The organism is Photobacterium proteolyticum (assembly GCF_001939735.1).
Classification (GTDB): domain Bacteria; phylum Pseudomonadota; class Gammaproteobacteria; order Enterobacterales; family Vibrionaceae; genus Photobacterium; species Photobacterium proteolyticum.
Window position 1 is genome coordinate 238,510 of sequence record NZ_MJIL01000087.1, and the last position, 24,318, is coordinate 262,827.

Annotated in this window: 19 protein-coding genes; 10 read left to right on the top strand and 9 right to left on the bottom strand. The window is 49.4% G+C overall.

Annotation, left to right across the window (positions count from 1 at the left end; translation table 11 throughout):
- Window positions 1–40: 40 nt before the first annotated feature.
- Both serC and gyrA read right to left on the bottom strand, forming a co-directional pair.
- Window positions 41–1,123 (bottom strand): 3-phosphoserine/phosphohydroxythreonine transaminase, encoded by a 1,083-nt coding sequence (serC, locus tag BIT28_RS19200; RefSeq protein WP_075766550.1) that lies wholly within the window; start codon window positions 1,121–1,123, stop codon window positions 41–43.
- A gap of 295 nt (window positions 1,124–1,418) precedes the next feature.
- Window positions 1,419–4,070 carry a DNA topoisomerase (ATP-hydrolyzing) subunit A gene (gene gyrA / locus BIT28_RS19205; RefSeq protein WP_075766551.1) on the bottom strand — a complete coding sequence of 884 codons (2,652 nt, stop codon included), beginning with the start codon at window positions 4,068–4,070 and terminating at the stop codon, window positions 1,419–1,421.
- A 431-nt stretch (window positions 4,071–4,501) separates the two neighbouring features.
- Between gyrA and BIT28_RS30215 the strand changes: the two genes are divergently transcribed.
- The 6 genes from BIT28_RS30215 (at window position 4,502) to yfaE (ending at window position 10,565) form a co-directional block, all read left to right on the top strand.
- Window positions 4,502–4,636 (top strand): hypothetical protein, encoded by a 135-nt coding sequence (locus BIT28_RS30215; protein WP_281251582.1) that lies wholly within the window; start codon window positions 4,502–4,504, stop codon window positions 4,634–4,636.
- Between the two features lie 222 nt (window positions 4,637–4,858).
- Window positions 4,859–5,566, top strand: coding sequence for a bifunctional 2-polyprenyl-6-hydroxyphenol methylase/3-demethylubiquinol 3-O-methyltransferase UbiG (ubiG, locus tag BIT28_RS19210; RefSeq protein ID WP_075766552.1), 708 nt, complete (start codon window positions 4,859–4,861; stop codon window positions 5,564–5,566).
- A gap of 191 nt (window positions 5,567–5,757) precedes the next feature.
- Window positions 5,758–6,444, top strand: a complete 687-nt coding sequence (locus tag BIT28_RS19215; RefSeq protein ID WP_075766553.1) for an HAD family hydrolase — start codon at window positions 5,758–5,760, stop codon at window positions 6,442–6,444.
- 380 nt (window positions 6,445–6,824) lie between these two features.
- Entirely contained in the window at window positions 6,825–9,092 is a 2,268-nt protein-coding gene (nrdA, locus tag BIT28_RS19220) for a class 1a ribonucleoside-diphosphate reductase subunit alpha (protein ID WP_075766587.1), read from the top strand.
- Between the two features lie 49 nt (window positions 9,093–9,141).
- Complete coding sequence (gene nrdB, locus BIT28_RS19225; protein WP_075766588.1) at window positions 9,142–10,275, top strand: class Ia ribonucleoside-diphosphate reductase subunit beta; 1,134 nt, start codon at window positions 9,142–9,144, stop codon at window positions 10,273–10,275.
- Window positions 10,272–10,565, top strand: a complete 294-nt coding sequence (gene yfaE / locus BIT28_RS19230; RefSeq protein ID WP_075766554.1) for a class I ribonucleotide reductase maintenance protein YfaE — start codon at window positions 10,272–10,274, stop codon at window positions 10,563–10,565. The genes nrdB and yfaE overlap by 4 nt, the downstream gene beginning before the upstream one ends.
- Window positions 10,566–10,572: 7 nt before the next feature.
- On the opposite strand, the gene BIT28_RS19235 is transcribed toward yfaE, so the two are convergent.
- Together BIT28_RS19235 and BIT28_RS19240 are read right to left on the bottom strand one after the other, a co-directional pair.
- Window positions 10,573–12,192, bottom strand: coding sequence for an EAL domain-containing protein (locus tag BIT28_RS19235; protein WP_075766555.1), 1,620 nt, complete (start codon window positions 12,190–12,192; stop codon window positions 10,573–10,575).
- A 362-nt stretch (window positions 12,193–12,554) separates the two neighbouring features.
- Window positions 12,555–13,769, bottom strand: coding sequence for a CinA family nicotinamide mononucleotide deamidase-related protein (locus BIT28_RS19240; protein WP_075766556.1), 1,215 nt, complete (start codon window positions 13,767–13,769; stop codon window positions 12,555–12,557).
- A gap of 547 nt (window positions 13,770–14,316) precedes the next feature.
- Here BIT28_RS19240 and tyrP point away from each other — a divergent pair.
- The 3 genes from tyrP to BIT28_RS19255 all read left to right on the top strand — a co-directional run bounded on the left by tyrP (window position 14,317) and on the right by BIT28_RS19255 (window position 17,524).
- On the top strand, window positions 14,317–15,525 hold the full coding sequence (gene tyrP / locus BIT28_RS19245) for a tyrosine transporter TyrP (RefSeq protein ID WP_075766557.1): 1,209 nt from the start codon (window positions 14,317–14,319) through the stop codon (window positions 15,523–15,525).
- A gap of 333 nt (window positions 15,526–15,858) precedes the next feature.
- A complete protein-coding gene (locus BIT28_RS19250) occupies window positions 15,859–16,725 on the top strand; it encodes a DUF3943 domain-containing protein (RefSeq protein WP_075766558.1) in 867 nt (288 codons plus the stop codon).
- Window positions 16,726–16,810: 85 nt separating this feature from the next.
- The gene (locus BIT28_RS19255; protein WP_075766559.1) at window positions 16,811–17,524 is read left to right on the top strand and encodes a sulfite exporter TauE/SafE family protein; all 714 of its coding nucleotides are present in this window, start codon (window positions 16,811–16,813) and stop codon (window positions 17,522–17,524) included.
- An 18-nt stretch (window positions 17,525–17,542) separates the two neighbouring features.
- Here BIT28_RS19255 and BIT28_RS19260 read toward each other — a convergent pair whose 3' ends face one another.
- Together BIT28_RS19260 and cysB are read right to left on the bottom strand one after the other, a co-directional pair.
- The gene (locus BIT28_RS19260; RefSeq protein WP_075766560.1) at window positions 17,543–18,745 is read right to left on the bottom strand and encodes a methyltransferase; all 1,203 of its coding nucleotides are present in this window, start codon (window positions 18,743–18,745) and stop codon (window positions 17,543–17,545) included.
- A 147-nt stretch (window positions 18,746–18,892) separates the two neighbouring features.
- Window positions 18,893–19,867, bottom strand: coding sequence for an HTH-type transcriptional regulator CysB (gene cysB, locus BIT28_RS19265; protein WP_075766561.1), 975 nt, complete (start codon window positions 19,865–19,867; stop codon window positions 18,893–18,895).
- Between the two features lie 322 nt (window positions 19,868–20,189).
- Here cysB and BIT28_RS19270 point away from each other — a divergent pair, with 322 nt between their 5' ends.
- Window positions 20,190–20,951, top strand: a complete 762-nt coding sequence (locus tag BIT28_RS19270) for a DNA repair protein (RefSeq protein WP_075766562.1) — start codon at window positions 20,190–20,192, stop codon at window positions 20,949–20,951.
- A gap of 98 nt (window positions 20,952–21,049) precedes the next feature.
- Here the strand turns inward: BIT28_RS19270 and BIT28_RS19275 are convergent, their stop codons facing one another.
- The 3 genes from BIT28_RS19275 to BIT28_RS19285 are packed head-to-tail and all read right to left on the bottom strand — an operon-like array spanning window position 21,050 to window position 24,257.
- Window positions 21,050–22,309: a quaternary amine ABC transporter ATP-binding protein gene (locus tag BIT28_RS19275; RefSeq protein ID WP_075766563.1), complete on the bottom strand. Its 1,260-nt coding sequence runs from the start codon at window positions 22,307–22,309 to the stop codon at window positions 21,050–21,052.
- Entirely contained in the window at window positions 22,302–23,201 is a 900-nt protein-coding gene (locus tag BIT28_RS19280; RefSeq protein WP_075766564.1) for an ABC transporter permease, read from the bottom strand. The genes BIT28_RS19275 and BIT28_RS19280 overlap by 8 nt, the downstream gene beginning before the upstream one ends.
- 57 nt (window positions 23,202–23,258) lie before the next feature.
- Window positions 23,259–24,257 (bottom strand): ABC transporter substrate-binding protein, encoded by a 999-nt coding sequence (locus tag BIT28_RS19285; protein ID WP_075766565.1) that lies wholly within the window; start codon window positions 24,255–24,257, stop codon window positions 23,259–23,261.
- Between the last annotated feature and the right edge of the window lie 61 nt (window positions 24,258–24,318).

Consider the following 24,318-nt stretch of genomic DNA (forward strand, 5'->3'; position numbering starts at 1 on the left):
CCTCTCAAAAGAGAGGCCTTGATATATGGAATTCGAGCTCCTAGGCGTTTTCTTGCTCAAATTTCTGCATGAAGTCCACCAGCGCCTGAACGCCCTCAAGCGGCATGGCATTGTAGATAGACGCCCGCATACCGCCGACAACACGATGCCCCTTCAGTGCCTTCAGGCCGGCAGCATCCGCCTGCTCAAGGAACACCTTGTCCAATTCCGGCTTTTTCAGCTGGAACGGAACATTCATCAGCGAGCGGTTCGCAGGGTGTACCTCGTTGCGGTAAAAATCAGACTGATCAATAAAGCGATATAGCACTTCAGCCTTGGCCTCATTGCGCTTTTGCATCTCTTCGACCCCGCCGATCCCTTTCAGCCACTTAAACACTTCCCCGGCCAGATACCAGGCAAAGGTCGGCGGCGTATTGAACATCGAGTCCTTATCAACCAACACGGTATAGTCAAGAATACTCGGCAACACCTGCTTGGCCTTTCCGAGCAAATCATCACGCACGATAACAATCGTCAGACCGGCCGGACCGATATTTTTCTGGGCACCGGCATAGATCACACCGTATTTCGATACATCGATTTTTCGAGACAGAATGGTCGAAGACATATCGGCAACAATCGGTTTGTCTGTCACCGGCAGATCACGGATCTCGATACCGTCGATAGTTTCATTCGGACAAAAATGTACAAATGCAGCATCACCTGACAGCGGCCACTCAGATGCAGGCAATACCGCCTTCTTGCCGTCACGCTCACAGGTAATATCAACAACATTCGGCTGACAGTATTTCTCGGCTTCCTTGGCCGCACTGTTAGCCCAGTAACCACCATCCATATAGTCGGCGGTATCTGCCTCACCTAACAAATTCATCGGTACCGCCGCAAACTGGCCGCGAGCACCACCGTGACAGAAGAGTACATGGTAGTTAGCAGGGATCGACAGCAACTCTCGCAGATCTTTTTCTGATTGCTCGGCAACCGCAAGAAACTCCTTGCTGCGGTGGCTGATTTCCATCACAGAGGTGCCCAGGCCGCTCCAGTTAACCAATTCTTTCTGTGCTTTCTGTAAGACATCTGCTGGGATCATTGCCGGACCAGCACAAAAATTGTAGACCTTTTCCATGATGTAAGACTCGCTCCTGCTCTGCATAGGGATAATATAGCTATTTGTCACATCTGGAGCCCGCAGGCTAAGTGTGACAAAGATCAATTACTTTTGTTTTTACACCTTTATGCGTACGCTGAAAAGCCTTAACAACAAGTATTTCTGCAAAAAAGAACAACTGACCGGATATTCAGGGCAAACTGAACAATTCACAGACTCAACAGGAAAAATAGCAGCCGTTTGGGCTCCTCGTCAGACATAAAAAAACGCAGCCCGTAGGCTGCGCTCTTGTTAAGCAAGTCTGTCGTGAAGCTTATTCTTCGTCAGTAGAAGGTGCTTCATCAGAATCTGATTGCTCGGCTGAATCGGCGCCGGTATCAGCAGCTTGCGCTTCTGTTACTTCTGCATCTTCGATATCGGCATCAATGATGTCTTCCTCTTCAGGCTCATCGATACGCTGCAGGCCAACAACCAACTCTTCTTCAGCAGTACGGATTAGTGTAACACCCTGGGTATTACGGCCAACGCGGCTGACTTCAGAAACACGAGTTCGAACTAACGTACCACCATTGGTGATCATCATGAACTCATCGCCGTCTTCGGCCTGAACAGCACCGACAACTTTGCCGTTACGCTCAGAGACCTTAATTGATACAACACCTTGTGTCGCACGGCTCTTCGATGGGTACTCCTCGAGCGAAGTTCGCTTACCGTAACCATTTTCGGTTACAGTCAACACGTCACCCTCGTTGTGAGGAACGATCAGAGACACCACTTTGTCGCCGTCGGCCAGTTTCATACCGCGGACACCCGCAGCAGTACGGCCCATACCGCGTACTTGCTCTTCAGAGAAGCGGACCACTTTACCCGCTTCGGAGAACAGCATGATTTGATCGGTACTGTTTGTCACATCGACCCCAATCAGCGAATCGCCTTCGCGTAGGTTCACCGCAATGATACCTGCGCTACGCGGACGGCTGAAGTCAGTCAGAGGTGTCTTCTTAACGGTACCGTCTGCCGTCGCCATGAAGACGAACTTATCTGCTTCGTATTCTTTAACCGGCAGGATTGCAGTAATACGCTCGCCTTCTTCCAGAGGAAGGATATTGACGATAGGCTTACCACGCGCGGTACGGCTCGCCAATGGTAGCTGGTACACTTTCAGCCAGTACATACGGCCACGGCTAGAGAAGCACAGAATGGTGTCGTGCGTATTGGCAACCAGCAGGCGCTCAATGAAGTCTTCATCCTTCATTCGCGTTGCCGCCTTACCCTTACCACCACGACGCTGAGCTTCATAATCACTCAGCACCTGGTATTTCACGTAGCCTTCGTGTGAAAGCGTAACAACCACATCTTCCTGAGTGATCAGATCCTCAAGATCGATATCATGGCTAGCGGCAGTGATTTCAGTACGACGCGGATCATTGAACTGCTCTTTAACCAGTTCAAGTTCTTCACGGATCACTTCCATCAGGCGCTCAGAGCTACCTAGGATATGCAACAGTTCTGCAATTTCTTCCAGCAACGATTTGTATTCGCCCAGGATTTTCTCGTGCTCTAGACCGGTCAGCTTGTGTAGGCGCAGATCAAGGATTGCCTGTGCCTGCTGCTCTGTCAGGTAGTACTGGTTGTCACGAATACCGTATTGCTCTTCCAGCCATTCCGGACGTGCCGCATCGGTACCGGCACGTTCCAGCATTGCAGCAACGTTACCCAGATCCCAACCACGCGCAACCAGACCAGCTTTCGCTTCAGCCGGTGTCGGAGCACTCTTGATCAGCTCAATAATTTCATCGATATTGGCCAGCGCCAGTGCCAAACCTTCAAGGATATGGGCACGCTCACGGGCTTTGCGCAATTCGTAAATAGTACGGCGTGTCACCACTTCACGGCGGTGGTTCACGAAGCACTTCAGCATCTCTTTCAGGTTGAAAAGCTTAGGCTGACCATTGTCCAGCGCAACCATGTTGATGCCGAATGTCGTCTGTAGCTGCGTCTGAGCGTACAGGTTGTTCAGCACAACCTCGCCAGTCGCATCACGTCGACACTCGATAACAATACGCATACCGTCTTTGTCAGACTCATCGCGCAGTGCACTGATGCCTTCAACTTTTTTATCTTTGACCAGCTCTGCGATCTTCTCGATCAGGCGAGCTTTGTTCACCTGATACGGGATCTCGGTAACAATAATGGTCTCTTTGCCATTCTTGTCCGCTTCGATCTCGGCTTTTGAGCGCATGTAAACTTTACCGCGCCCGGTCTTATAGGCATCAATAATGCCCTTGCGACCGCTGATCAGTGCCGCTGTCGGGAAGTCCGGACCTGGAATATATTCCATTAGCTGATCAATGGTGATGTCTTCATCATTGATATAGGCCAGGCAGCCATCGATGACTTCGCCAAGGTTGTGCGGCGGAATGTTCGTCGCCATACCGACGGCAATACCCGAAGCACCGTTAACCAGAAGGTTCGGAATTTTCGTAGGCAGTACTGCCGGAATCTGTTCAGTGCCATCATAGTTAGGCACATAGTCAACCGTTTCTTTATCTAGATCGGCCAGCAGCTCGTGGGCAATTTTTGCCATACGAACTTCGGTATAACGCATCGCAGCCGCGGAGTCGCCATCGATAGAACCGAAGTTACCCTGACCATCTACCAGCATGTAGCGAAGAGAGAAAGGTTGCGCCATACGTACGATGGTGTCGTAGACCGCGCTATCACCGTGTGGGTGATATTTACCGATTACGTCACCAACCACACGGGCTGATTTTTTATATGCTTTATTCCAGTCATTGCCTAGCACATTCATCGCGAACAATACGCGACGGTGCACTGGCTTAAGGCCATCACGCACATCCGGAAGAGCACGACCCACGATAACTGACATCGCGTAGTCGAGGTATGAGCCTTTCAGCTCCTCTTCAATGTTTACGGGCGTGATCTCTTTTGCAAGATCGCTCATGGAGCCAATATCCCTCAGGTAATTTCTGTCGTATTTTTATACGTGCAAGGTGCGAGAATATAGCATAAATCAGCCTAGATAGGCACACCTTTCACAATTTATGTTGTGAGTAATTTAGCGGATTTACCAAAAATCAGACACTAACTTGACGCCTTTCTGGCATTAATCACGCTCAAACGGTTATTTTTCACCCACTTCGATGAATTGAGATTTTTCTCAAAATAAAAAAAGTGCTACCAATTGTAAAAAATGGATCTTGTCGCTTTTTATGCAACTTGGCGCAAAACCTGACTGAAAGCTGAATGGTTATCTGATCAAGGTCACTTTAATCATCATAATGCGGCGTAAAATTGCTGTTGCACCCAACCGTTTAGCAATATGAAACGGACCTGCACACTGATATTTTTCAAGGGAAAATAAGTGAGGTCACTATGTTAGGCAAAGCTATCAACACCATCGGACTGTGCATCATTGGCGGTAAATACATTTTAATGCTAATTCTCGCTGCAATGACGGTTTTTTCAGGCTCTCTCAGCCCTGAATTGCTGGCATTTAACAACAGTTAACAATGATCATACCCCAAGCACCCTACTCCCAGACTCGTATCAAACCGAACAGGGGAAAACCTGAAGCAGTAGCCTTGATCTGCTGCTTCCTTTTCTAGGAACGTCCAAAATCTGCGGCCTGCCCCCTCGCCGCTTATCGTCTGCCCAGGCAACAAAAACTATTATTTCCTGCTCCGGTCTTCCGCTATAATGTCGCCACCAATAAAGGAAATGGCGATAAGAATGACCAAGCAGTTGAATGTCGATCCGGCAGAAATCAGTAAATTTGAAGAAATGGCCTCCCGCTGGTGGGATCTGGAGGGTGAATTCAAACCACTTCATCAAATCAATCCATTACGCCTGAATTACGTCATCGATAATGCTGGCGGCCTGTTTGGCAAAAAAGTCCTTGATGTAGGTTGCGGCGGTGGCATTCTGGCCGAAAGCATGGCTGTAGAAGGCGCAGACGTAACGGGCCTCGACATGGGTAAGGAACCACTTACTGTCGCTCGCCTTCATGCACTGGAAACTGGCACCAAACTGGAATATGTCCAGCGAACCGCCGAAGAGCATGCCGACATGTTCCCGCAAACCTACGATGTCGTGACCTGTATGGAGATGCTTGAACACGTACCGGATCCCGCTTCCGTCATCGCGTCATGTGCCAAAATGGTAAAGCCTGGCGGCCATGTCTTTTTCTCGACCCTCAACCGCAACATCAAATCCTACTTGTTTGCCATTGTCGGGGCCGAGCAGCTATTGAAACTGGTTCCCAAGGGAACCCACGATCACAATAAGTTCATTCGGCCATCAGAACTGATTGACATGATCGACCAAACCCCGCTGCAGGAGCGCCACATTACCGGCCTCCACTATAACCCGCTTACCGACAACTACTGGCTGGGTAACAATGTAGACGTCAACTACATTGTCCATACCGTCAAACCCTAACCGGTTTCGCAAGGGCGCTTTTCGGCGCCCTTCAGTAAAACCCGGATACGACCTCTTCAGCGACTTTCAACACACCCGTGTTTTCTGCGGCTACAATAAGAAAAGTAACTCGCAATATTTTACGTTACCGCCAACTATTTCAATTGGATAAGGTACGATAGTCCCCTCTTTATGATAAGGATATTGTAATCATGAGCCTGCCTATCAGAGCCGTACTGTTTGATCTCGACGGTACTTTACTGGACACTGCGCCCGACATGGCCGAGGCCGCCAACAAAGTACTGGCGGACTATGACCACGGCCCGCTCACCGAGGAACAAATTCAGGCCAATACCAGTTACGGGGCTAAAGGGCTGCTAACCGCGGGCTTCGGCTCTATTCCCTCCCACCTGGATGCCCAGCAGCTCAGACGTGAGTTTCTCGGCTATTACCAGCAGAACATCTGCGACGGCACATCCATCTACCGCGGCATCAACCCGCTACTCGCCTATCTCGATCACCAGCGTATTCCCTGGGGGATCATGACCAACAAGCCCGGTTTTCTGACCGAGTTGCTGCTACCGTTTTTCCCTGAGCTGCAAAAAGCACAAGTCATTGTATGTGGTGATACGCTAACCGTTGCCAAGCCGCATCCAGAGCCATTGCTTCACGCCAGTGAAATGCTTGGCATCGCGCATACGGCGTGTGCCTATATCGGTGACATAGAAAAAGACATGATAGCGGCCAATGCTGCCCGTATGCATGGGTATGTTGCCGGTTGGGGATATATCGGTGAGGATCATACCCCGAGCACCTGGCAGGCCAAAGGTATCCTGCCAACGCCCGAAGCGTTGATAGATATGCTTGAGCTGCAGAACAATCATCAGGACTCAGAATAAGTCATTTCTTAATCAATAAGTTCACCGCATCTTGAGTACGTCAAAATTGATAAAAATCAAGGGAATTTTTTTTTATCCTGATAATTTTTCCCTCGGATTTTATTTGATTTTTTCTATTATATTGGCGCATCTGTCTAAATCAGTTAGTGAACGCTAACATTTTTTTTGCCATCCCCATGTTATCCACAGGCGGTTAAAAATTACCGCCTTGCCAAACGGCCCTTTCATCACTATCTTGTAACCCCATAAGCTCAACACCCCAATATATAGTGTTTTCGTTTCACCGCAGGAAGTGAACAAAGATCACAATCTTTGCTACTCTTAATGTGAAAGTTGCAAAAAACACTGTTATTCAAGAAATACTGGGAAAAAGACCAAAAATGAATCAACAGCTAACTGTTACCAAGCGTGATGGACGCAAAGAAAGTATCGATTTGGAGAAAATCCACCGAGTGATCACCTGGGCTGCCGAAGGCCTGGAAAATGTCTCCGTATCACAAGTCGAGCTAAAATCTCACATTCAGTTTTACGAAGGGATCAAGACTGAGGATATTCACGAAACCATCATCAAAGCAGCGGCTGACTTGATATCAGAAGAAACACCAGACTATCAGTACCTTGCTGCACGTCTTGCTATCTTCCACCTGCGCAAGAAAGCCTATGGTCAGTTCGAGCCACCAAAACTTTTTGACCACGTTACGAACCTTGTAGAAAAAGGTAAGTACGACAACCATTTGCTCGAAGACTATAGCAAAGAAGAGTTTGACCTGATGGACAGCTACATTGACCATTGGCGTGATATGAACTTCTCTTATGCCGCTGTTAAACAGCTGGAAGGCAAGTACCTGGTTCAGAACCGTGTGACAGGCGAAATTTTCGAAAGCGCCCAGTTCCTGTACATGATGATCGCTGCCTGCCTGTTCGGCAAGTATCCGAAAGAAACCCGCCTTGGCTACATCAAGCGTTTCTATGATGCGGTATCAACATTCAAGATTTCACTACCGACACCTATCATGTCTGGTGTACGTACCCCGACACGCCAGTTCAGCTCCTGTGTACTGATCGAATGTGACGATAGCCTGGATTCAATCAATGCCACAGCAAGCTCGATCGTACGTTACGTTTCCCAGCGTGCCGGCATCGGTATCAACGCTGGCCGCATTCGTGCTCTTGGCTCGGAAATTCGTGGCGGTGAAGCCTTCCACACCGGCTGTATCCCGTTCTACAAATATTTCCAGACTGCCGTAAAATGTTGCTCGCAGGGCGGTGTTCGAGGCGGTGCCGCAACCCTGTTCTACCCAATTTGGCACGGTGAAGTCGAGTCATTACTGGTTCTTAAGAACAACCGTGGTGTTGAAGAAAACCGCGTCCGTCACATGGACTACGGTGTTCAGATCAACAAGCTTATGTACACCCGCCTTATCAAGGGTGAAAGCATCAGCCTGTTCTCACCATCAGATGTTCCTGGCCTGTATGATGCATTCTTTGCCGACCAGGACGAATTTGAACGCCTGTACGTGAAGTACGAGCAAAACAGCAGCATCAAGCGCAAGACCATCAAGGCCATTGAGCTATTCTCGCTGCTGATGCAAGAGCGTGCATCTACCGGCCGTATCTACATTCAGAACGTCGACCACTGCAACACCCACAGCCCGTTTGATCCGGCTGTTGCACCAATTCGCCAGTCTAACCTATGTCTGGAAATTGCCCTGCCGACCAAACCACTGAACAACGTTGAAGACGAAAACGGCGAGATCGCCCTGTGTACGCTATCAGCGTTTAACCTGGGTGCTATCGACTCACTGGATGATCTGGAAGAGCTGGCCGATCTGACTGTTCGCGCGCTGGATGCCCTGCTTGATTACCAGGACTATCCGCTTCCGGCTGCACGCCGCTCGACAATGAACCGCCGTACCCTGGGTGTCGGTGTGATTAACTTTGCCTACTACCTGGCGAAAAACGGTGTTCGCTACTCAGACGGCAGCGCAAACAACCTGACTCACCAGGCATTTGAAGCAATGCAGTACTACCTGCTGAAAGCATCTGTCGGTCTGGCAAAAGAGCAAGGCGCGTGCCCGTCATTTAACGAAACCACCTATGCTCAGGGCATCCTGCCTATCGATACCTACAAGCAGGACATCGATAAGATCTGTAGCCAAGAGCTTCACTACGACTGGGAAACGCTGCGCGAAGAGATCAAAACACACGGTCTGCGCAACTCAACCCTGTCTGCCCTGATGCCATCTGAGACCTCCTCTCAGATCTCGAACGCAACCAACGGTATCGAGCCACCACGTGGTTTCGTATCAGTCAAGGCGTCGAAAGACGGTATCCTGAAGCAAGTTGTACCTGAGTACAGCAAGTACAAAGACAACTACGAGCTACTTTGGAACATCGGCAGCAACGACGGCTACCTGCAGCTGGTCGGTATCATGCAGAAATTCATCGATCAGGCGATTTCAGCCAATACAAACTACGACCCGAGCATCCAGCCGGGCGGCAAAGTACCGATGAAGCTCTTGCTAAAAGACCTGCTAACAGCGTATAAACTCGGCGTGAAAACCTTGTACTACCACAACACCCGCGACGGCGCTTCAGACAGCCAGGGTGATGCAGGCGCAGATGACTGCACCAGCTGCAAGATTTAACTGAATTGAAACGATGGGAGCTTAAGCTCCCATCGATGTTGAGGATATGATGGCATATAGCACTTTTTGTCAAACCAATAACGATCAGCTAAAAGAACCGATGTTCTTCGGCCAGTCAGTCAACGTTGCTCGTTATGACCAACAGAAATTTGAAATTTTCGAAAAGCTGATTGAAAAGCAGCTTTCCTTCTTCTGGCGTCCGGAGGAAGTGGACGTATCGGGCGACCGCATTGATTACAATAATCTGCCCGATCACGAAAGACACATTTTCATCAGCAACCTGAAGTATCAGACCTTGCTTGATTCCATTCAGGGCCGCAGCCCGAACGTTGCGCTACTGCCAATTGTTTCGATCCCGGAGCTTGAAACCTGGATTGAGACCTGGTCGTTTTCAGAAACGATCCACTCGCGCTCTTATACCCATATTATCCGCAACATCGTGACGGATCCGGCCATTGTGTTTGACGATATCGTTGATAACGAGCACATCATCAAACGTGCCGGCGATATCTCGAAATACTATGACGAGCTGATCTCTGCCACCAATGATTATCATCGCCTGGGCGAAGGTACCCATACCATTAACGGTGAAACCGTTACGGTTAACCTTCGTGAGATCAAGAAGAAGCTTTATCTTTGCATGATGTCGGTCAATGCGCTGGAAGCGATCCGCTTCTACGTCAGCTTTGCCTGCTCGTTTGCTTTCGCCGAGCGCGAGCTGATGGAAGGTAATGCCAAGATCATCAAGCTGATTGCCCGCGACGAGGCACTTCACCTAACCGGCACCCAGCATATCCTGAACCTGCTGCGTACCGGTCAGGACGATCCTGAGATGGCTGAGATCGCCCAAGAGTGTGAGCAAGAGTGCTTCGATATCTTCAAAGAGGCTGCCGAACAGGAAAAAGAGTGGGCGGAATACCTGTTCAAAGATGGTTCAATGATCGGTCTGAACAAAGACATCCTGTGCCAGTATGTCGAATACATTACCAACCTGCGCATGAAAGCGGTTGGCCTTGAGCATGCTTATCCGGGTGCGACGCAAAACCCAATTCCGTGGATAAACTCATGGCTATCTTCGGACAACGTTCAGGTTGCCCCGCAGGAAGCTGAGATCAGCTCATATTTAGTCGGTCAAATTGACAACGACGTCAGCGCCGACGATCTGGGTGACTTCGAGCTATGAGTCAATTGACCATCAAGGTTAACGGACAAACGGTTCACGGCAACAGCCGTGAACCGTTACTAAACCAACTGGAAAAAGCCGGCCTGCAACCTGAGTTCCAGTGCCGAAACGGCATGTGCGGTGCGTGCCGCTGCAAATTGAAGGCCGGTGCCGTCAATCAGGATGATGTGATGGCTTTTGTCGCCCCTAACGAAGTATTATCCTGCTGCTCGGTGCCCAAGAGCAACCTCGAGATCGAATTCGATTACCTGCTGGCAGAAAACCCACAGGCCGAAGCCGCCAACAGCTAGCAACTAACTACGACACCAACTCTACCTCTTCGCTCAGCGTAGGCCGCTTGAATGTATTCAACCATTCCAGCAATGTCCGCTGCGGCATTGGTTTAGCATAATAAAACCCCTGATGATAGTTCACCCCTCGCTGCAGCAGGCTCTCTGCCTGCTGAACTGTCTCCACGCCTTCGGCTATAATCGACATATCCAAGCGACGAGCCAGTTCTATCATCGAATCCAGAAGCGGAATGGCGGTGCCTTCTTCTACGAGCTCTTTAATAAAGACCTTGTCGATTTTAACCACGTCGAACGGAAAACGCCGGATCAAATCAAGCCCAGAATAACCGGTGCCGAAATCATCCACTGCAATTCGAAAACCGCAGGTCTGTAGCCGGTTGAGCTGGGCGATGACAGTCACCATCTCCGACTCCGAAAAGGCCAGTTCCTCGGTCACCTCCAGAAGCAAGTGCTTGGTGATCAGCCTGTCGTTATTGCAACGCTGGCAGATACGATCCGCAAACTCGTGATCGAGCAGTGAGTGACGGCTAATATTCACCGACAGATAACGCGAGTCCATCAGGGCTTCATTGTCTCGAATAAAATCGATAGCCGTGTCGAGTACGAAATCGGTGAGCGCGGAGATTTTTCCCAGTTGCTCGGCCAGCGGAATAAATATTAGCGGCGAAATCATCCCATGAACCGGATGTTGCCAGCGCAATAGCAATTCAAAGCCAAGGGGATTATCGATACGAGGATCAACGATTGGCTGAAAGTAGACTTCCAGTTCGCGATTTTTTAGTGCCCACTCAAACGTGGCCGGCAAAGACTGGCGTAATACCCTGCGGTGGCTCGCATAGGCATAAATAAGACTAAAAACACTACCAAGCAGTATCGATATCCAGTACTGCTCTATCAAATAATGTAATTTAAACCTCGGCGTCACCAGAAACTCAAGCTCTAGCGGGTACTGGGGAGAGGCAAAATTCAAGACACTCACCTGATGTTTTGCCTCATTAACATCAATGCTATTGTGATCACTCAGTTGAGGCTTTCCCGCAACAGTAACGACAAAGGGTAAATTATCAAACGGCAGCCCATTTCCAACTAACTCAGTAAGAACATCGGGCGGGATCAGTGCATTTGCCCCCATGCCATCCTGGCCACGCAGGTATACAAAAAAGGATTGGGTCTTCCCCGTTTTCGCCCGGGTTAAAGAAAGTGTTCTGCTGCCAGCGATTTCCGGCCAGCGCGCAATCGTACTGGGAAAAATACGTATCGATGTCCGGCCAAGGTTACTGGTACAGTATACTCTGTTATCCTGGTTAATCAGGCCTATCTCTTTCACACGATATAAAAGGAAAACCGTTTTACGCAACGCCCCGACATCACCCGGCGTACAGGCCATATTGTCCATCAGCAACGGCTGAAGGCTCGCAGCAGTATTATCAACAAAACTATTAATTCGAGATAGCGCATCTTCACCTAATATCGAAAGATCCGCATGGAGCTTCCAGAAATAAAAGGGCAAGCTAAGAAAAAATGTCAGTAAATAAATAACAACCACATCTCTAAATAAGGAGCGGTTAGTACCTGTCTGATTTCCTAAACCTTTTCGCTTCGATGTTTTATTATTATCACCATGCATCCAAGCCAACTTGTTTAGTTATTTTTCATTAAAATATGGAAGTGATGTCTAATTTTTATCTTTATAGTGGGGATACTACATACTATTTCGACAAATAAAAAGAGCGGATCAAACGAACAGTTCAAATATGATATTGACCTTATCATAGCAATGATAATATTCACATATTTTTGCAACCGACACTAAGTTGCAAACATTATTTTTTGCGATAAATATATCTTTTTACTTTAGATTTCAGCCAATATCCATATAAAACAAATACAATTCATTGTTAATTATAATGATAGTTCTATTAGTAATAGGGTCATTAGAATAAAAAATAAAAGCTGCCAAATGACAGCTTTAAATAACAATTTAACTTATTAAAGCAAGAGAAATACTTCCTGCTCTGTTGCCAGTGATTCATACTGGCCGATAACCGGACATTGATCTAGGTACCTTCTCAGCATATCTAACATGACGGTGGCAATGACACTGCGCTGGGCACGGTGATTATAGTTACGTTTAGGCGTGATCCGTTGTGCCCAACTCCCCGTCGGAGTCGACAGCGCTACAATCACTCCCCCGTTATAACAGGCTCCCGATACCAATGCCAACTGAGCTCCCACTTCTTCACAAACGGCAGCGGCTACCGCCGCGACTTCTTTCGGGCTTTCACTTTCTAAGTTTGGCTCTGCCGACATTGTCCAGGCCTGCTGTAAGGCATTTCTGCTCTCGTCATGATCCTGCAACCAATTTGCTAGCCAGCCGCCGGTAAAATGCTCAACAACCGTCAGGCGCTGATCGGTCGCCACCAGCTTTTGACCCACATGTTGCACCAAGTCAACATCAACGCTGACAACATTATCGCCTAACAACTCAATCATCTGTTGCTGTACCGAGGCTGCCAGCTCGGCTGCCCGGGGCGTAAATAGCTTTACTTCAATAAACGGTAGCGAAGAGCGATACCCGACTTCAAATCCGGCAGGCAGTTGCAAAGATGCCAGCGTTTGACCGATCCCTGACTCAGACAGACCAAAGGTGTAAAACCGATGGCAGTCAAGCGCATGAACAGTATCAAACTTTGACTTAAGACGAGGCAGAATTTCCTCCTGCGTCATCTTCTTAAACTCACTGGGAACACCGGGCGTAAAATAGACCCATGCCCGATTAAGCTTGATCACAAAACCACAGGCTGTGCCAATCGGGTTCTCGATCAATTCAGCCCCTTCAGGCAGCATTGCCTGCTTGAGGTTTGTTTTAGGCATCTCCCGCCCGAGAGCCTGATACTTGGCTTGCATCTGCCGGACCCAGTAGTCCGACTGCTCCAGGCCAGAATCAGCAGCAATAGCAGCCGCCTGAGCAGTTAAATCATCCGTTGTCGGCCCCAGCCCACCATTAACCACTACAATATCAGCCGTTAGGCTACAATGCTCAATTTCAGCCGCTAAGCCTTCAAGCTTATCGCCAACAGTCGTTCTGCGGGACAAAGGAAAACCATGTTGGAAAAACAAACGCGATAGCCATGCGGCATTTGAATCGACAATATCCCCATGCAGTACTTCTTCCCCGGTACTGATCATTGCTACTTGCAACATGCTTTCCCTCTTTTTGTCATTATGATCGGTATCTAATACACCTTATACCCAAGCTACCTCAAGATGCTAGTTTCAGCGAGAATTACTTTACTACTAGGTCGAGCCGCGCAGGCCAGGCACAAATATAAAGTTGATTTTATAGCCGGCCCCACGCACTTGTGTGTTTTTTGGAAAAGTCAACACCCTGACTTACCCACCACCCAAGACGTAAAGTAATATTTACAACTAAAAATACAATTGTTGACAGTCAGTATCACTACCTTTAAGGTAGCAAGCAGTTTCAATCAGGAGCAGACTTCGTATACGCAGGCTGTTTAACTATAGAAAGGTCAAATAACGTGAAAATTTGCTTCATCTACACCGACTATCGATAGCCACAGTGGCACGAACAGGTGTAAAGAATAGTTACCACCCGGTAATCAACATTCATCTCGATTCCGCCATTGTGGCCATTTCTCTTCCGGGAGATAAGAGCACAGGTATGTGCCTGTCAAACAGCAGCCATCTCCCCCACTAACTAGAACTAACAACAGGGAAATTTAACGCAATGACCATGAACAAAACACTCGGCAGCACATTGATTATTGCCGGAACCACCATAGGTGCCGGTATGCTGGCACTGCCACTGGCTTCAGCCGGACTTGGCTTCGCTACAGCGACACTTCTCATGTTCGGTATCTGGGCACTAATGATTTACACCGCGCTGCTTATGCTGGAGGTCCACCAGCACGCCGATCAAAATGCAACCCTGCACACCCTTGCTCACCAGTTACTGGGCCGTAAGGGCCAAGTCATTGCCAGCTTTGCCATGTTGTTCCTGTTCTACTCTCTCTGCGCGGCGTACATTGCCGGTGGCGGAGCCCAGCTCAATGACAAGCTAAACAACTGGATGGGAATGCATGTCGGCCCACAAACCGGTACAATTATTTTTACTCTGCTGATTGCTTCGGTCGTTTCGGTGGGTACTCACTCGGTTGATATGGTGAACAGGATCCTGTTTGCCCTCAAGATTGTCGCGCTTGCTACCATGCTTTTCTTGCTGGCACCACACGTACAGGGCGGACACCTCGTTGATATGCCAGTCCAAAAAGGCCTATTGCTTTCTGCTCTACCAGTCATATTTACGTCTTTCGGTTTTCACGGCAGCATTCCGTCCATCGTTCGCTACGTCGGCCTGGATATGAAAGCGCTTAGGAAAATCATGATTGTGGGCTCGGCAACACCTCTGATGATCTACGTTTTCTGGCAGGTTGCCAGCCAGGGCGTATTGAGCCAGCCAGATCTAATGGCCAGTACCACGCTTGGCTCTTTCATCGCGACGCTAAGCCAGATGCTACACAACCCTATGGTAAGCCAGTCTGTGTCTATCTTTGCCGATCTGGCACTGGCAACCTCGTTTCTGGGTGTAAGCCTGGGCTTGTTCGACTTTTTATCTGACAGCCTTAAACGCGGCAACCAGGCAAAAGGACGCCTGCAGACCGCCCTGGTTACTTTCGTACCACCTCTGGGCTTTGCCCTGTTCTACCCGCAAGGATTTATCATGGCACTGGGCTTTGCCGCCATCGCTCTAGTGATCCTGGCTATTTTCCTACCTGTCGCGATGGTAAAGGCCCAACGCAAACAGCGCCCGGGCAGTGAAACCGACTACCAGGTAAGTGGTGGCTCTGCAGCACTGGCGCTTGTCACTGGTCTGGGGATCATGATCATCTCGGCTCAGTTCCTGCAAATGGCCGGCATCATTCCTGCCGTGGGTTAATAGATAGCATCAGGTTAATAACGCAAGGTAAATAGACCCCAGATTAATAGACAGATACATAAATAGGCTGACAACCTAATGGGCACCCATTTATTGCCAGCTTGTTACAACCATAAGGCTTGCACATGCAAGCCTTATTCATTATCAGCGATAATGATAAATTTTGCAGGCAAAATTCACCATCTGACGCCAATTTCCGCGAAAAAGCAAAAACAACAAGTATTTCCTCTAGGAATTTCCCCCCATTTCAGTAATACTCTTGCCCGTCCTTAACCCCACCCTGATTTCGTTAATTCGGAGCGTACCTTGCGCACTACACACTTGTCCTCTGCGATGCTGGGCTGCTCGCTAAGCATGTCTGCTTTGGCATGGAATGATGTTACAACATCCTACGATACCTATACCCAACCTTTATTCTTGCACGCTTATACCGAGACGGTTCAGTACTCGGCCTCAAGTTCAGCCCCTCTTCTGGCTGCCAATGCTGACAACGAGCTGAAGGAAAATCCTCTGCCGCTGCATCTATCGGGCTCGTCAGAGAAAGACTGGGACTATTTGCTGGGCCAGTCGTATACCATTCTAGGACTTAGCGTTGCTACCGTCGGGCTAATGACACTGTTGCCGGAGAGTGTGACAAACTGGGACGAAGAAGATCGTAACCTGAGTAACCTTGGGAAAAAATGGTGGGACAATGTCAGTGCAGGGCCGGTTTGGGATGAGGATGCGCACTATCTTAACTACATTATGCACCCTTACTTTGGCGGGGTTTATTATACTGCGGCCCGCCATTCAGGCTTTAATGAGTGGGAATCGTTCTTATATTCCGCGACGATGTCGACGTTCTTCTGGGAGTATGGGGTAGAAGCTTTTGCCGAGGTCCCTTCCATTCAAGATATCATCGTAACACCGTTATTCGGTGCCGCCGTGGGTGAATGGATGTACCAGACCGAAGCCGATATTACTGCCAACGGCGGCGAGGTCATGGGATCAGAAAAACTGGGGAACATCAGCCTGTTCCTGCTAAATCCAGTCGGCCATATCCACTATTGGATGACGAACTGGTGGGAAGGAGATACCGAAGTCAGCTTCACCTATACCCCTTGGTTTGGCAACACAGAAGCAGCCAACTTCGCCCTGGACGCCGGCGCAAACTACGATAGCGCCTTTATCGGCCTGCAAGTCAGGCTCGACCTAAACTAGCCGACACAACCTCTTAATATATGGTGATTTTTCAGGCACGCTCCGACATAATATGGTTTCTGTAAATTGTCACACATAGGCTGAGATGGATTTAGGTATATTACTGGCGATGACGCTGATTTTTATTGGCTCGTTCGTACAAAGTTCAATAGGTTTTGGACTGGCGATAGTGACCGCACCTATCCTGTTTCAAATTTCACCCAGCTATGTCCCGGCCCCTATTACTGTCGTAGCGCTTTTCCTGTCCGTCATCAATGCCAGCCATCACAGGGCAACCATTTCCCTGAAAGGATTGTGGATGGCGTTCATCGGCCGGGTGCCCGGCTCGGTGGCTGGCGCATTTCTGCTCTATTGGGTTGACGCGAACCAATTGTCGCTTTGGCTGGGCGTGCTGGTGATCCTCGCCGTGGTCGTCAGTTTACTCCCTTTCCGTATTCAGCCAACGCCAAACAGAATGATGATTGCCGGCTTTTTTTCCGGCTTCTTTGGTACCAGCTCCGGGATCGGTGGACCGCCAATGGCGCTGTTGCTACAGCATCAGGAGGGAAACTTAATCAGAGCCAACCTGTCGGCCTTCTTCGTGGTCAGCAGTTTGCTATCTTTGATCGTCCAGATCCCGATCGGCTATATGACGATGCACCATTTTTATCTGTCATTACCACTGCTCCCGGCTTCCTATCTCGGGTACAAGGTCGCAATGCGCTATATAAACCGAATCCCCAAAAAAACCGTTCGCCAGGCCTCGTTGGCTATTTGCTTTGTGTCGGGGATAACGGCCATTGTCTCGGCCCTTTCTTAAAGGGACTATGGATTAGGATTAAAGGGATTCAGGCATCCACTCTGCATGAATTAATATATTCCTTGGCGTAATCGGCTTGGGACAAAAAGTGCCAACGGACACCTGATATCCCGACTCTTCCATATAGCAGGCCCGGTCGAACACCAGCCACATCTCCAGCGGACGCCTGAACAACTGGCGTACTAACTCCATTCGCTCCACAAGCGCAAAACGATTTTCACCCATCTGCTGCCAGTATTGATAGTCAATACCCGCAGGCAGAGTAACTTGCTTCTTGTCGGCTGCCCAACGGCAAAACTCCTCAAATCCGTTATTAAGCTGGGCTTTCTGGACATTTGGTACAGGCATATAGTCATCACAGCCTCGTACAAACCGTTGTAAGCTGTCAAAACCGAGACGAAAACTCACTTCGACAAAGCGCTGTTTGCGCACACGCTGGCCTGCCGTCACGGTCTCCTGCAACGGCAACCTCAAGTCATGCTTACCTAAAGTCAATGTGCTTTGCCGGCCGATCCGCGACAGTGGCTGATAATGGCTCGCTCGGATCAAGTGATAGCAACACGGAGAGATACTTACGGCCCGGCCTTGCTTGGCAGCCACACGCTGCAATAGCGATACATGCAAATCCCCACAAGCGTGGAGGGCAACCGCATGTTGCTGTGAGCAAATATGCTGCTCGCAGGCCGGATCAAAGGCATCACCCTGGACAAAATCAATCGGCAACTTAAGCTTACGGGCTGCCGCTTCCCCTTCTTCACACAATGCCTGTTGCCACTCCAAACTGGTAACCGCTGTGCCGTGACTCGCAGCCAGTACCCGGCCGAGATACCCTTTGCCGGCGCACCACTCTAGCCAGGGTAATTCCAGCGTCGGGATGACTTGATTAAATGCGGTGATCTGCTGCCACTTTCGTCCGGGGATCCCAATATCCAGCCCTTTAGGCAAAGGCTTTTGCTGACTGGGGTAAGACTCGGTCATTGCGAGCTGATACAGCTCCGCGGCATCAGGGATCCACTCGGCTAATGCCTGTGACAATGCGTCGCCGTCTTCGATATAGCGTGCAATCGCCTCGTCATCCAGCGACATCAGCCACTGGCAAAGCCCGGGATGACTTTGCGTCCAGATCAGTTGATTTGAGGCAAACGGCATGAACTGCCAAAACTCGCGATTTGAGGTTAACAGCGCATCAAGGCGGCTATACAGTGGGGAATACCCTGTCATGAAACGACTACTCTTCAGGCAAAATGGGGATCAGCCCGGCATTTTATAATAGAGCCGCTATTTTTACTCATTATTTTGACCAAGAAGAGGTTTGACCCAAAAGAAAGGGCCGCACAAGTGCAGCCCTTATCACGCTTTGTCTTGTTACTACTTAACCGGCAAATCCATGCTAGAGAACATCGCCTCGATTTCTGCGTTGGTTTTCAGCGCCACCGCCTGATCAACCACATTTCGCGTCAGGTGCGGGGCGAATCGCTCCATAAAGTCGTACATGTAAGTGCGAAGGAAGGTTCCCTTCTTAAAGCCAATCTTGGTCGTGCTGGCTTCGAAGATATGGCTGGCATCTATCGCCACCAGATCGTCATCGGTTGCCGGATCCATTGCCATGCTGGCAATCACGCCAACCCCGATCCCCAGTCGTACATAGGTCTTTATCACGTCGGCATCTGTCGCGGTAAACACGATTCTGGGCGTCAGTCCCGAACGGTTAAACGCGCTGTCCAGCTCTGAGCGACCGGTAAAGCCGAAGACATAAGTCACCAACGAGTAGGCAGCCAGGTCATGAATCGTAATTTCGGACTTCTTGGCCAGTGGGTGATCGGCCTTGACAACAATGGAACGATTCCAGTGGTAACACGGCAGCATGATCATATCTTGATATAAATGCAGCGCCTCAGTGGCAATGGCGAAGTCTGTGGTGCCCTTCGCAACGGCATCAGCAATCTGGGATGGCGTCCCCTGGTGCATATGTAACGAGACTTTCGGGTACCTTGCAGTAAAGCCCTGAATCACGGAAGGCAGTGCATAGCGGGCCTGAGTATGCGTTGTGGCAATATTCAAGGTTCCGATTTCCGGGTGGGTATGTTCACCAGCCACTGACTTAATACTTTCGACGCGTGACAGAATATCACGGGAAATTCGGACAATATCCTGACCAGCCGGTGTCACCTTGGTCAGATGCTTACCACTACGTTCGAAAATTTGGATCCCCAGCTCATCTTCCAGCAAACGAACCTGCTTACTGATGCCGGGTTGAGATGTGTACAAGCTCTCTGCTGTAGAAGAGACATTGAGGTTATGATTTACAACCTCAACAATATATCTTAACTGTTGTAGTTTCATGGTACCGCCCAACTTATAGTCCGTTACATCATATCAGTGCAACCATGTATTTCATCATGTTATATATCGAATCTCTTCATTTTCATAGCATTTCTTTACGATTTTACAGCATGTGAGCGCGGTTTTTGTTCAATAAAAAATAATACCGCAACCAGAGCTAGAACGAAGGGTCTGATAAGCCCTACCGGTAATGAATAAAACTACTTATCTATCCGAGCATTAGCGGACTACTGTAGCAAAATTGACTGTCATGCTATGCCGTAATTGCCAGATAGTGTATCTTATAGGGCTCGACCAAACGCACGGAAGACAGACGTATCTTATGAGTATACCTTTAATGATTGGCCTCATTTCGTTGTTGCTAATACTGATTGTTGGATACAACATCATCATTCAGTATCGCCAACGTCTAGAAAGCGCGAAGCACCAAGAGCTGGCCAAATTCATTGCAATCATTGATGCTACTGAAGATCTTATCGGTAACGCTCACCATTTGCCGTACAGCAAAGAACTTCTGGTGTGCCTGAACCAACGAATTTTGCACGCGCTGGAGAGTATGAGCGAAGCTGATCCTTCGGACAGAAACCTGCCTGCGCGAATCAAAAATGTTGCCGAGCAAATCAACCAGCTCCAGCAGAATTATTCCAATGCCGATGTGGCGAGCTTCAAAGTGCCGAGCACCGACAAACAGGCGATTGGAATGCTGCAACTTGTAAAACGTCTGAAAACCGTTATTAAGAGCGAACATAGCAAAGGTCGATTTGCTACTCAGGCTTTTGTGGCCGAGAATGCCCGCCTGGAAGGTATTCAGTTACGGATCAACATTGAAAATGTTATCAAGCGTGCCAACGATGCCCGCATGAAACGCCAGCTTGGTACGGCGAAACAGCTACTTAAAAAAGGCATTGATGTACTGGCGAGCAAAAATGACAATTACGCCAACCAGACCCGTGATAAGCTGCAGAAGATGCTGGGCGAAATTGACAGCAGCCAAAATCAGAACCATGAGCATGAACGCCAGCAAATCATCGAGAAAGAACAGGATGATTTGGATGTATTGTTCCAGCCTAAACGGAAATGGTAGGGCGACAGTTTAGGTAAGTTTCCGATACAAAGAACACCACAAACAAGGCCGCGTAATGCGGCCTTGTTTTATTTACATCATCTATACCCAAGCCACTATCAGGCAGCCAGCGACTTACTCGTCTTCAGCTTTTTTACCTTTTCATCGTCCTCTTCACTTCCCGCCTGATCACTGAGTACTTCCGCGAGCGTCGAACGGGACAATCGCCCTTCAACGTCACCGTCCGCGTTGATAACCGGCAACGGGTGCTCGCTGTCGAGCGTTTCAGGGATCACGGCTTCCAGCAAGGCGTCGGTATGAACCGCTGGCACACTATCGAGCAATGACGGGTCGATGGCCTTGTCATACTCAGACTGCTCGACACCCTCAAGCGTTTCTTGGGTGATCACGCCCTGATAGCCATCTTCGTTAATATAATAGCCATAATCATCCTTGGACTTGCGCATCTCGGCAAGTGCCTCACCGATAGTCTCAGCAGAAATACGGCAGACCTGCGGCTTCATGACCGTCTCGACAGTCAGAGCACGCGCCCGGTTGACATCCTTCACGAAGGCTTCAACATAATCGTCAGCAGGATGGAGCAAAATATCAACCGGCTCTCCCTGCTGTACCAACACGCCATCGCGCAAAATGGCAATACGATCGCCAAGACGCAGCGCCTCATCCAGATCATGGGTGATAAACACAATTGTCTTGTGTAGTTTTTCCTGCAACTCAATAAGCTGATCTTGCATCTCGCTCCGGATCAGGGGATCCAACGCCGAGAACGCCTCATCCATCAGCAAGATATCAGCATCGGTACACAAGGCTCTGGCCAGCCCGACACGCTGCTGCTGACCACCGGACAGATTTGCGGGAAAATGCTTGTCATAACCGTCAAGCCCTACGGTTTCTAACCAGTATCTTGCCAGCTTTTCACGCTCTTGCTTCGCGACCCCCTGGATCTGTAGCCCGTAGCCAATATTATCCAAGACACTACGATGAGGCATTAGCCCAAAGCGCTGGAATACCATCGACATCTTATGACGACGAAACTGCTGCAAGGCCTTATCGTCAAACGACATCACATCACTGCCTTCGACTTCTATTACCCCTGCGGTAGGATCTATCAAGCGATTGAAATGACGGATAAGGGTCGATTTTCCCGAGCCCGACAGCCCCATCACAACGAAGATTTCGCCGGGGTAGATATCCATATTGATGTCACTGAGTCCAACGGTATGCCCGGTTTCGGCCAGGATGTCGTCCTTGGACTTGCCCTCTTTCACCTGCTGCAATACTTTGCCGGCATTGGGACCAAAGACCTTGTAAAGGTTCTTTACCCTTATTAACGGGGTCTTTCGCTCTTTACTAGCCATGATCGTGGCCTCCTAAGTGCTGCTGAGTACGTTTGGCATAGCTTTGCGTGACCCGGTCAAAAATGATCGCCAGCGCCACAATCGCCAAACCATTAAGCAGGCCTAGCGTAAAATACTGATTGGTAATGGACTTCAAAACGGGTTGTCCCAAGCCTTTAACACCAATCATAGAAGCAATTACCACCATCGCCAGTGCCATCATAATGGTCTGGTTGATACCGGCCATAATATTGGGCAGTGCCAGTGGTAGCTGAACACCCAGCAACCTCTGAGTCGGACTGGCACCAAACGCCGTGGCCGCTTCCAGCACCTCTTTATCCACCAGCCTGATACCAAGATTCGTCAATCGAATCACAGGCGGAATGGCATAGATCACCACCGCGATAACACCGGGTATCTTGCCTATCCCGAGCAGCATCACCACCGGGATCAAGTAAACAAATGCCGGCATCGTCTGCATGACATCGAGCATCGGCGTCACAACCGACTGCACTCGGTTAGAGCGTGCCATCGCGATGCCTATCGGCACCCCGAGACCAATCGCCACCAGGGTCGAGACCAGAATAATACTCATGGTCCGCATGGTGTTCTCCCACATCCCGAAAACACCAATCAATACAAAAGCGACGATAACCCCAACCGTTAGCTTCCAGGAGCGGCTGGCAACATAGGCCAACGCGGCAAGCACCCCGATGACCAACCACCAGGGCGTGGCCAGCAATAATTTTTCAAAACCAATAAGAAAAGACAGCAGCGGGTCGAAAAACGCCTCGATACTGTCACCATATTCGCGGGAAAATGCTCGATAGGCACCATCCAACGTTTTGCGGATCTCCAGCAGCTGATGGCGGTCAAGCTGCGGAAATTCGGTAAACCAAGATTGATCAGACATAACCACTTAGATCCGATAGATTACAACAAGCCCGGCCTATAGCCGGGCACACTCCCACTACAGCTCCGACAGGGCCTGTTTCACTTTCTTCGCGACCTCAGGACTCACCCACTGGGTCCACGTTGACTCATACTCAGTCAAGAAGTGCTCCATCGTGATTTCACCGTCTGCCTGATAGTCTTCCATCCAGGCCAGCAAGGTGTTCATCTGCTGGTTGCCAAATGAACGCGACGACAGATATGCCAGTGCCTCTGGCGCTCGCTCGGCAAAGCTCTCAGTCACTACCGTATCAACCGGTGACGGCGGATACATGGTCGGCTTAGGATCTAAGCATTCTTCCTTGGTAATACAGGCCCGATAATGGTCTTCATCAATGCCGCTACCGAAATCAACCTTCACCATCTTGTATTTACCCAATACGGCCGTCGGTGCCCAGTAGTAGCCAAACCATGGTTCCTTGCGCTCGTAAGCTTTGGCAATAGCACCCGACAATCCGGCACCCGAGCCCGGATCGATTAGCTCAAACCCGGCTTTATCCAGCTCCATAGCGTGGAACAGATTACCAGCCGTTATCTGGCAGTTCCAACCCGCGGGGCATCCCATAAAGGCTGATTTTTCAGGGTCTTCCGGATGTTCAAACAGCTGTCGGTTTGCCTTGATCCCAGCAATAGTCGCCAGGCTCGGATCTTTTTCAACCAAATAAGCCGGCACCCAGAAGCCTTCTTCTCCCCCATCCGACAGGGTTGCACCGGCATAACGCAAGCGTCCTTCCTTGACCCCGCGATCCAGTGCCGCCTTCATTGAATTACTCCACAACTCAGGCGCGATATCCGGTTCCCCTTTCTCAATCATCGAGGTACCTGTCGGCATTGTGTCGCCTGGTACCAACTCGGCATCACAGTCAAACCCGTGCTGAAGAATAAACTTATCCACGTTGGCAATCAGCGTAGCTGAATTCCAGTTCATATCTGCAATAGTGACTGTTCCACACTCTTCTGCCGAGGCATTAAATGAGGCCGTAGCAAGTAAAACTGATGTTGCGAGAAGCTTTCGCATAACAATGTCCTTATTTCGAATTTCGGTCCTTCAGTTATCTGAAAGCATGGTGTTACAACAT